8 protein-coding genes are annotated in these 7,927 nt (G+C 71.9%); 6 read left to right on the top strand and 2 right to left on the bottom strand.

Annotated elements, in window-relative coordinates; genetic code table 11:
• The first annotated feature begins 59 nt into the window (after positions 1-59).
• From AB0O00_RS24275 to AB0O00_RS24255, 5 genes are all read left to right on the top strand, one after another.
• Positions 60-1,256: an alkene reductase gene (locus tag AB0O00_RS24275; protein WP_363655057.1), complete on the top strand. Its 1,197-nt coding sequence runs from the start codon at positions 60-62 to the stop codon at positions 1,254-1,256.
• A 217-nt stretch (positions 1,257-1,473) separates the two neighbouring features.
• Entirely contained in the window at positions 1,474-2,880 is a 1,407-nt protein-coding gene (gene lpdA, locus AB0O00_RS24270) for a dihydrolipoyl dehydrogenase (RefSeq protein WP_363655055.1), read from the top strand.
• 331 nt (positions 2,881-3,211) lie between these two features.
• Positions 3,212-4,378 (top strand): alanine--tRNA ligase-related protein, encoded by a 1,167-nt coding sequence (locus tag AB0O00_RS24265; protein WP_363655053.1) that lies wholly within the window; start codon positions 3,212-3,214, stop codon positions 4,376-4,378.
• A gap of 109 nt (positions 4,379-4,487) precedes the next feature.
• On the top strand, positions 4,488-5,993 hold the full coding sequence (locus tag AB0O00_RS24260; protein ID WP_363655051.1) for an NAD(P)/FAD-dependent oxidoreductase: 1,506 nt from the start codon (positions 4,488-4,490) through the stop codon (positions 5,991-5,993).
• 78 nt (positions 5,994-6,071) lie between these two features.
• Entirely contained in the window at positions 6,072-6,593 is a 522-nt protein-coding gene (locus AB0O00_RS24255; protein WP_363655049.1) for a hypothetical protein, read from the top strand.
• A gap of 39 nt (positions 6,594-6,632) precedes the next feature.
• Here the strand turns inward: AB0O00_RS24255 and AB0O00_RS24250 are convergent, their stop codons facing one another.
• The gene (locus AB0O00_RS24250) at positions 6,633-6,956 is read right to left on the bottom strand and encodes a putative quinol monooxygenase (protein ID WP_363655047.1); all 324 of its coding nucleotides are present in this window, start codon (positions 6,954-6,956) and stop codon (positions 6,633-6,635) included.
• A gap of 100 nt (positions 6,957-7,056) precedes the next feature.
• On the opposite strand from AB0O00_RS24250, the gene AB0O00_RS24245 reads away from it, so the two are divergent.
• Positions 7,057-7,368, top strand: coding sequence for a helix-turn-helix domain-containing protein (locus AB0O00_RS24245; protein WP_363655045.1), 312 nt, complete (start codon positions 7,057-7,059; stop codon positions 7,366-7,368).
• 63 nt (positions 7,369-7,431) lie between these two features.
• Here the strand turns inward: AB0O00_RS24245 and AB0O00_RS24240 are convergent.
• On the bottom strand, positions 7,432-7,927 hold a 496-nt coding region (locus AB0O00_RS24240), incomplete at its 5' end, for a hypothetical protein (protein WP_363655043.1).

Here is a 7,927-nt window from a genome sequence, read left to right as displayed (position 1 = left end):
CCCGGTGCCGGGCGCCGGCCCTTGAAACTGACACCGGTGTCAGCTTCTACGGTTTCGGCATGACGACGAACACGAACGTACAGAACTCGAACGCACAGGACACGGCGACCCCGCAGAACTCGAACGTGCAGAACACGGCGACCCCGCAGAACAGGCAGGCCCAACAGAACACGCAGACCCCCAGCCTCTTCCAGCCCGCCGACCTCGGCACGCTGCACCTCCCCAACCGCCTCGTGATGGCCCCGATGACCCGCACCCGGGCCGGCGCCGACGGCGTCCCGCAGGCGATCACGGCCACCTACTACGCCCAGCGCGCCACCGCCGGCCTGATCATCGCCGAGGCCACCACCCCGAACCGGATCGGCCGGACCTACGCGAACATCCCGGCGATCCACGCCGACGAGCACATCACCGGCTGGCGCACGGTGACCGACGCCGTGGCGGCGCAGGGCGGACGGATGTTCCTCCAGCTCCAGCACGGCGGCCGGATCGGCCACCCCGAGAACAGCGGCCTGCACCCCGTCGCCCCCTCGCCCGTCGCCCTGCCCGAGCCGATCCACACCCCGGGCGGCGAGCGCGAGTCCGTCGTCCCGCGCGAGCTGACCGTCGACGAGATCGGCCGGACGGTCGCCGACTTCGCCGCCGCCGCGCGCAACGCCGTCGAGGCCGGGTTCGCCGGCGTCGAGGTCCACGGCGCCAACGGCTACCTCCTGCACCAGTTCCTCGCCGGGAACACCAACCGCCGCACCGACGCGTACGGCGGCCCGGTGGCGAACCGGATCCGCTTCGTCGTCGAGGTGGTCCGGGCCGTCGCCGCCGAGATCGGCCCGGAGCGGGTCGGCCTGCGGGTGTCGCCGGGCTTCACCGGCCAGGGCATGGCCGAGGGCGACACCGCGGACATCTACCGCGCCCTGATCGGCGAACTCGCCGGCGACGGCCTCGCCTACCTGCACGTCGTCTTCGCCGACCCCGAGGACGCCGTCTTCCAGGAGCTCCGCAAGACCTGGCCCGGCATCCTGATCGCCAACCCGGTGCTCGGCTGGGGACAGCCCCTGCCCGCGGACGGCGGCCGGGCCGCGGCCGAACGCCTGCTCGCGGCCGGCGCCGACCTGATCTCCTTCGGCCGCGGCTTCCTCGCCAACCCCGACCTGGTCGAGCGCCTGCGCACCGGCGCACCGCTCAACCCGCTGCGCGACGGCCTGATGTACACGGGCGGAGCCGAGGGCTACCTCGACTACCCGACGCTCGCCGCATGACCGTCCGACGGCCGGTCACGCGCGTCCGCCCTCCATCCCACCCCCGGTGACCTGCGGCGTCGATCACCGTAGCGGACGCCACTGACAAATTCGGCCCCGGACGGGTACGGTGCCGCGCGGAGCGTGCCCGCCGAGACCCGGTGGGTGCGCCGGGCCCGGTCCTGCCACCATGGGACCGAGATCACGACACCGTGACACCCTCGGAGGAGTCAGCAAGATGAGCACGCACTACGACGTCGTCGTCCTCGGCGCGGGCCCCGGCGGCTACACCGCCGCCGTCCGCTCCGCCCAGCTGGGCCTGAAGACCGCGATCATCGAGGCCAAGTACTGGGGCGGCGTCTGCCTCAACGTCGGCTGCATCCCCTCCAAGGCCCTGCTGCGCAACGCCGAGCTCGCGCACATCTTCACCAAGGAGGCCAAGACCTTCGGCATCAAGGTCGACGGCCAGGTCACCTTCGACTTCGGCGAGGCCTTCCGCCGCAGCCGCGCCGTCGCCGACGGCCGCGTCAAGGGCGTCCACTACCTGATGAAGAAGAACGGCATCACCGAGTACGACGGCTGGGGCACGTTCGTCGACGACCGCACCATCCAGGTCGCCCTCAGCGGCGGCGGCTTCGACGTCGTCACGTTCGACCACTGCATCATCGCCGCCGGGGCCACCACCCGCCTCCTGCCCGGCACCAGCCTGAGCGAGCGCGTGGTCACCTACGAGGAGCAGATCCTCACCGAGCAGCTGCCGGAGAGCATCGTCATCGCGGGCGCCGGCGCGATCGGCGTCGAGTTCGCCTACGTGCTGCACAACTACGGCGTGAAGGTCACCATCGTCGAGTTCCTCGACCGCATGGTGCCGCTGGAGGACGCCGAGGTCTCCGCCGAACTCGCCAAGCAGTACCGCAAGCTGGGCATCGAGGTGCTGACCTCGACCCGGGTCGAGTCGATCGACGACAGCGACCCGAACGCCAAGGTGCGCGTCACCGTCACCAAGGACGGGCAGCAGCAGGTGCTGGAGGCCGACAAGGTGCTCCAGGCGATCGGCTTCGCCCCGCGCGTCAACGGCTACGGCCTGGAGAACGCCGGCGTCAAGCTCACCGACCGCGGCGCCATCGCCGTCGACGGCCGCGGCCGCACCAGCGCCGGGCACATCTTCGCGATCGGCGACGTGACCGCCAAGCTGATGCTGGCCCACGCCGCCGAGACGATGGCCGTGATCGCCGCCGAGACCATCGGCGGGGCGGAGACCATGGAGGTCGACTTCGCCATGATCCCGCGCGCCACCTACTGCCAGCCGCAGATCGCCTCCTTCGGCTACACCGAGGCCCAGGCCCGCGACCTCGGCTACGACGTCAAGGTCGCCAAGTTCCCGTTCACCGCCAACGGCAAGGCGCACGGCCTCGGCCACCCGATCGGCTTCGTCAAGGTCATCTGCGACAACACCCACGGCGAGCTGCTCGGCGCCCACCTGATCGGCCCCGAGGTCACCGAGCTGCTGCCCGAGCTGACGCTCGCCCAGCAGTGGGACCTCACCGTCCACGAGGTCGCCCGCAACGTCCACGCCCACCCGACCCTCGGCGAGGCCGTCAAGGAGGCCATCCACGGCCTGGCCGGCCACATGATCAACATGTGAGGCCCACCACCGCGCACCACCGGCTCCCGGGGACCCAGGCGTCCCCGGGAGCCGGTGGTTTTCGTGCCCCGTGTTTTCGTGCCCCGCAAAATGCGTGGCACATGGTGCGTGCGGGGCGTTAACCTCGGGGCATGGACGTCATGGATCGAAGCACCACCGCAGCCGCGCGAGCGACCAGCTCGCCGGTTGCCGCCGCCTGACGTATCCCTCCCCCCGGCGACCGGAAACGGTCCGCCGGTGGTGGCTTCGAGGCGTTTCCCTCCTCGGTTCCGATGATCGCGTGGCTCGTTGTCCGGTGCCTCTCCCGGCCCACACGCGAAGGAGCCACCCCGTGAACACCGACCAGCTCGTCCGCACCTTCATCGAGTACTTCGAGGACCGCGGCCACCGCCGGATCACCGGCTCGACCCTGCTGCCCCCGCCCGGGGACCCGGTGCTGTTCACCACCTCCGGCATGCACCCCCTCACGCCCCACCTGGAAGGCCGCCCGCACCCGCTCGGCAGGCGGCTGGTCAACGTGCAGCGCTGCCTGCGCACCACCGACCTCGACGAGGTCGGCGACCGCACCCACCTGACGGTCTTCGAGATGCTCGGCAGCTGGTCGCTCGGCGACTACGAGGGCCCGCAGAGCCTCGACTGGGGCCACCGGCTGCTCACCGACGGCTTCGGCATCGACCCCCGCCTGCTCCACGTCACCGTCTTCGGCGGCGACGAGCACGTCGGCCCGGACACCGGCTCGCTGGAGCTGTGGCAGGAGCGCGGCATCCCCGTCGAGCTCACCGTCGAGGACAACTGGTGGTCCAACGGGCCGACCGGGCCCTGCGGCCCCGACTCCGAGATCTTCCTGTGGACCGGCGACGGCCCGCCGCGCTCGACGCCCACGCAGGACGACCGCTGGGTGGAGATCTGGAACCACGTGATGATGCGCCACCGGCGCCTGGACGACGGCTCGCTCGTCCCGCTCCCGCAGCGCAACGTCGACACCGGGCTCGGCCTGGAACGGCTCTCCTCTCTGCTGCAGGGCGGCACGTCGGTCTTCGACTGCGACGTCTTCGAGCCCTGGCGGCGCCTCCTCCCGACCCTCTGGCAGCTCGACGAACCGTCCCTGCGCCTGGTCTGCGACCACCTGCGGTCGGGCATCGTCGTGATCGGCGACGGCGTCCGCCCGTCCAACACCGGCCGCGGCTACGTCCTGCGCCGCCTGGTGCGCCGGGTGCTCACCGTGCTGCGCCGGGACGATCCGCGGCGCGGACTCGGCGACCTGCCGGACGAGTTGATCCGCCACACGCTGGATCGCTTCCGCCAGGACGTTGACCCGGAGCAGGTCCGCCGGGTCCTCCTCGACGAGGAGCAACGCTTCGGCCGCCTCCTGGACCGCGGCCGGCAGGTGCTCTCCCGCCCCCGCTTCCGCGGCCCGCTGACCGAGGACGACCTGCACTACCTCCACGACACCCACGGCCTGCCCCGGGAGCTCGTCCTGGACCTCCGGCCACAGTGAAACCCGGACGCCGGCAGCCGACCGCGGTTGCGGGGTGGAACGTTTCGGCGCCGTCGCGCGATGCTCGGTACTGACATGTCCCGAGCACCGCGACGGCCAGGAGGCACGAGTGACGACCAGGACCACCAGCGAGGCGCCCGGCACGGACGTCGACGTGCTGATCATCGGTGCCGGCATCTCGGGCATCGGCGCCGCCTGCCACCTCAAGGCCCGCCGCCCCGGCACGACGTACGCCGTCCTGGAGGCGCACGACTCGATCGGCGGCACATGGCGCCGGTTCCGCTACCCCGGGGTCCGGTCCGACTCGGACATGCCGACCTTCGGGTTCGGCTTCCGGCCGTGGACGAGCAAGAAGTTCCTCGCGGACGGGGACAGCATCCTCGACTACCTGCGGGAGACGGTCGAGCGGTTCGGGATCGCCGGGCGGATCCGGTTCGGGCACCGGGTGGTCGGCGCGGAGTTCTCGTCGGAGACGGGGCGCTGGACCGTCACCGCCGAGGCGGCCGGGAGCGCGGAGCCGGCGACGTTCACGGCGCGCTTCCTCTTCCTCGGTACCGGCTACTTCGACCACGAGGCCGGCTACACACCGGAGTTCGCCGGCCTCGACGACTTCGGGGGCCGGGTGGTCCACCCGCAGCACTGGCCGCAGGACCTCGACCACGAGGGCAAGCGCGTCGTCGTGATCGGCAGCGGCGCCACCGCCGTCACGCTCGTCCCGGCGCTGGCCGTCCGCGCCGGGCACGTCACGATGCTCCAGCGCTCGCCAGGCTACGTGCTCTCGGCGCGGGCCGAGGACGGCATCGCCGCCGTGCTGATGCGGCTGCTCGGCCCCCGGCTCACCCACCGGATCGTGCGCCGCAAGAACATCCTGCTCGGCCGCGGCCTCTACCGGGCCTGCATGCGCGCGCCGAAGCTGATGCGCCGCGTGCTGATCGCCGACGTCCGCCGCCGACTGCCCGCGGACTTCGACGTCGACACGCACTTCGCGCCGCGCTACGACCCGTGGGAGCAGCGGCTGTGCATCGTGCCCGACGGCGACCTGTTCAAGGCGATCTCGGCACGGCGGGCCTCGGTGGTCACCGACCGGATCGAGCGGTTCACCGAGGCGGGCGTCCTGCTCGCCTCCGGCCGGGAACTCCCCGCCGACCTCGTCGTGACGGCGACCGGGCTCGCGCTGACGCCGTTCGGCAAGGTGCGGCTGAGCGTCGACGGCCGGCCGGTCGACCCGGCGGACACGACGGTCTACAAGGCGATGATGCTCTCCGGCGTGCCCAACCTCGCGTTCGCCTTCGGCTACACGAACCTCTCCTGGACGCTCAAGGTCGACCTCGTCTGCCGGCACTTCTGCCGCCTGCTCGACCACATGGACGCCCACGGGCACGGCATCGTCGAACCGGTCCTGGACGACCCGCTGGTGGAGCGCGTGCCGTTCCTGGACCTGAGCTCCGGCTACGTGCAGCGCGGGATAGCGGCCTTCCCGAGGGCGGGCACGCGCGGGCCGTGGACGGTCGAGATGGCGTACGAGAAGGACGTCGAGCGCCTGATCGAGGGCCCGGTGGCGGACCGCGCACTGCGGTTCACAGCCGTCAAGCCACCGTCGGCAGAGGCCCGCTGAGACCGTCGGCCCAGCCGGGCGCGCCGCTATTGGTGTTGCCCGTTCGGGTGGCGAGCAGCCAGACTGGCGCCCGTGTTCATGGGGATCTCCGGTTTCAGCCCGACGTTTCTGGTCGGGATCGACGCGGTCCGGCGGGCGCACGCGGCACGCCTCGCGGCGCTCGCCGGGCGGCGGCTGACCGCGTTCGCCGTGGTGCGTTTCGTCGAGGACGGGAGCTGGTTCGCCGACTGCCCGGTGGTGCTGGACTTCGACGGGGTCCAGGCGGAGGTCTGCCACTCGAAGCTCCACGAACTCTCGATCGGCTGGGACACGATCGACACCGCGGCGGCCATCGCCGGGTGGGAGTGGTTCGAGCTCACGCCGCAGTGGTCCCGCCACGACGAGCGCCTCGAACCGTTCGTCGGCCGGAAGTTGCGGGAGGCCGTGCTCGTGGAATGGCGGCCGGCGCCGAACAAGCGCGACCTGGCCGCCGGAATGGTCGGGGTGGAGTTCGTCTTCGACGGAGGCCGCCGCCTGCGGATCGTCAACGGCCTCGACGAGAACGACATCGAGGTGGGCGACCCCCGCCCCGGTTTCGTCCGCCACGAACCACCCCGCTGACCCCCGCCGGGGCCGGCGCCACGGCGGCCCCGCCCCGGCTCAGCCGCGCGCGGCCCGCTGCTCGTACGGGCTGTGCATCGTGAGGAAGCGGATCTCCAGGTCCTCCGTCAGGTAGTCCATCCGCCGTTCCCGGAAGTCCCGCAGCTGGGGCAGGGCCAGGTGGGCGTTCAGGTCCTCCTCGCTGCGCCAGGCCTCGTAGAAGACGAAGACGCCCGGCGTGTCGCGGTCCTCGTGGAAGTGGTACTCCAGGCAGCCGGGCTCCTGTCGGGTCGGTTCGACGAACGACAGCAGCAACTGCCGCAGTTCCTCGGCGCGTTCGGGCTTGGGGCGGGCGGTGCCGACGAGCGTGAAGGGCTGGGCCACGGTATTTCTCCAGGGGGACAGAGGTACGACGTTTCCCGTACCTCTGGGACGCTAGCGGCCGAACAGGTACGATGCAAGTCATACCTTGGAGGTGGTGGCGATGCCCGACGACGAGGGGCACCCTGCGACGGCGGAGATCGAGCTCGGCCGGGTCCTGGCTGCCCTGGCCGACCCCCTGCGGCGGCGCGTCGTGCGCGAACTGGCGGCCGGGCCTGCCGGCGACGCGCGGACGTGCAGCTCCTTCGCGCTGCCCGTCAGCAAGGCGACCGTCACCCACCACTTCCGCACGCTGCGCGAGGCCGGCCTGATCCGCCAGGTCGACCGGGGCAACAGCCGCATGGCCACCCTGCGCCGCTCCGACATCGAGGAGCGCTTCCCCGGCCTGCTGGCCCTGATCGCCGCCGAGGGGTGATCACCCGCCCGCGGAGCGCCCGGAGGCTTGCCGAACTCGGCGACTGCCGGGCCGTTCCGGGTTCTACAGCGAGCGGACCGGGGCGGTGAGGCGACGGAGCCGGGGGTTCGCCTCCACATGGACTTGGTCGCCCACGGCCAGCCGCTCGTACGTCGGCTCGCCCACCGCGAACGTCCAGGCCTTGGCCGAACTGCCGTCGTCGAACGCGCAGTAGTGCGTGCGGCTCTTGCGGCCCTGCTTGTCCTCGTGGGTGACGATCCAGCGCCGCAGCACCACGCCGTCGAAGGAGAGCTCGGTGGGGCGGGCCCGCAACCGCCGGTTCGCCGCGGCCCAGCGGGCGGCCAGGTAGGCGAAGACCGGGACGGGCAGGAGCGCCAGCACGGTCTGGTCCACTCCGTAGTAGCCCGGGTGCGGGAGGAGCATGGCCGCCTCCACGCCGGCGAACAGCAGCACCAGGATCACCAACTGGCTGACGAGCCCGCCGATGACCACGGGCCTGGGCACGATCTCCACCTCGCGCCAGGCGCCGCCCTGGGCGGACCAGGTGCGGTCCGGGCCG

Origin of the sequence: Kitasatospora sp. NPDC093558 (genome assembly GCF_040683475.1) — a bacterium.
In the GTDB taxonomy this organism is placed as follows: domain Bacteria; phylum Actinomycetota; class Actinomycetes; order Streptomycetales; family Streptomycetaceae; genus Kitasatospora.
The sequence above is the reverse complement of the archived record's forward strand: the minus strand, read 5'-3'. Positions and strand labels throughout refer to the sequence as shown.

Excerpts from the sequence above, each read along its gene's own strand:
- AB0O00_RS24255 (WP_363655049.1), top strand. The coding sequence starts at position 6,072 with ATGGGGATCTCCGGTTTCAGCCCGACGTTTCTGGTCGGGATCGACGCG.
- AB0O00_RS24245 (WP_363655045.1), top strand. The coding sequence starts at position 7,057 with ATGCCCGACGACGAGGGGCACCCTGCGACGGCGGAGATCGAGCTCGGC.
- lpdA (WP_363655055.1), top strand. The coding sequence starts at position 1,474 with ATGAGCACGCACTACGACGTCGTCGTCCTCGGCGCGGGCCCCGGCGGC.
- AB0O00_RS24275 (WP_363655057.1), top strand. The coding sequence starts at position 60 with ATGACGACGAACACGAACGTACAGAACTCGAACGCACAGGACACGGCG.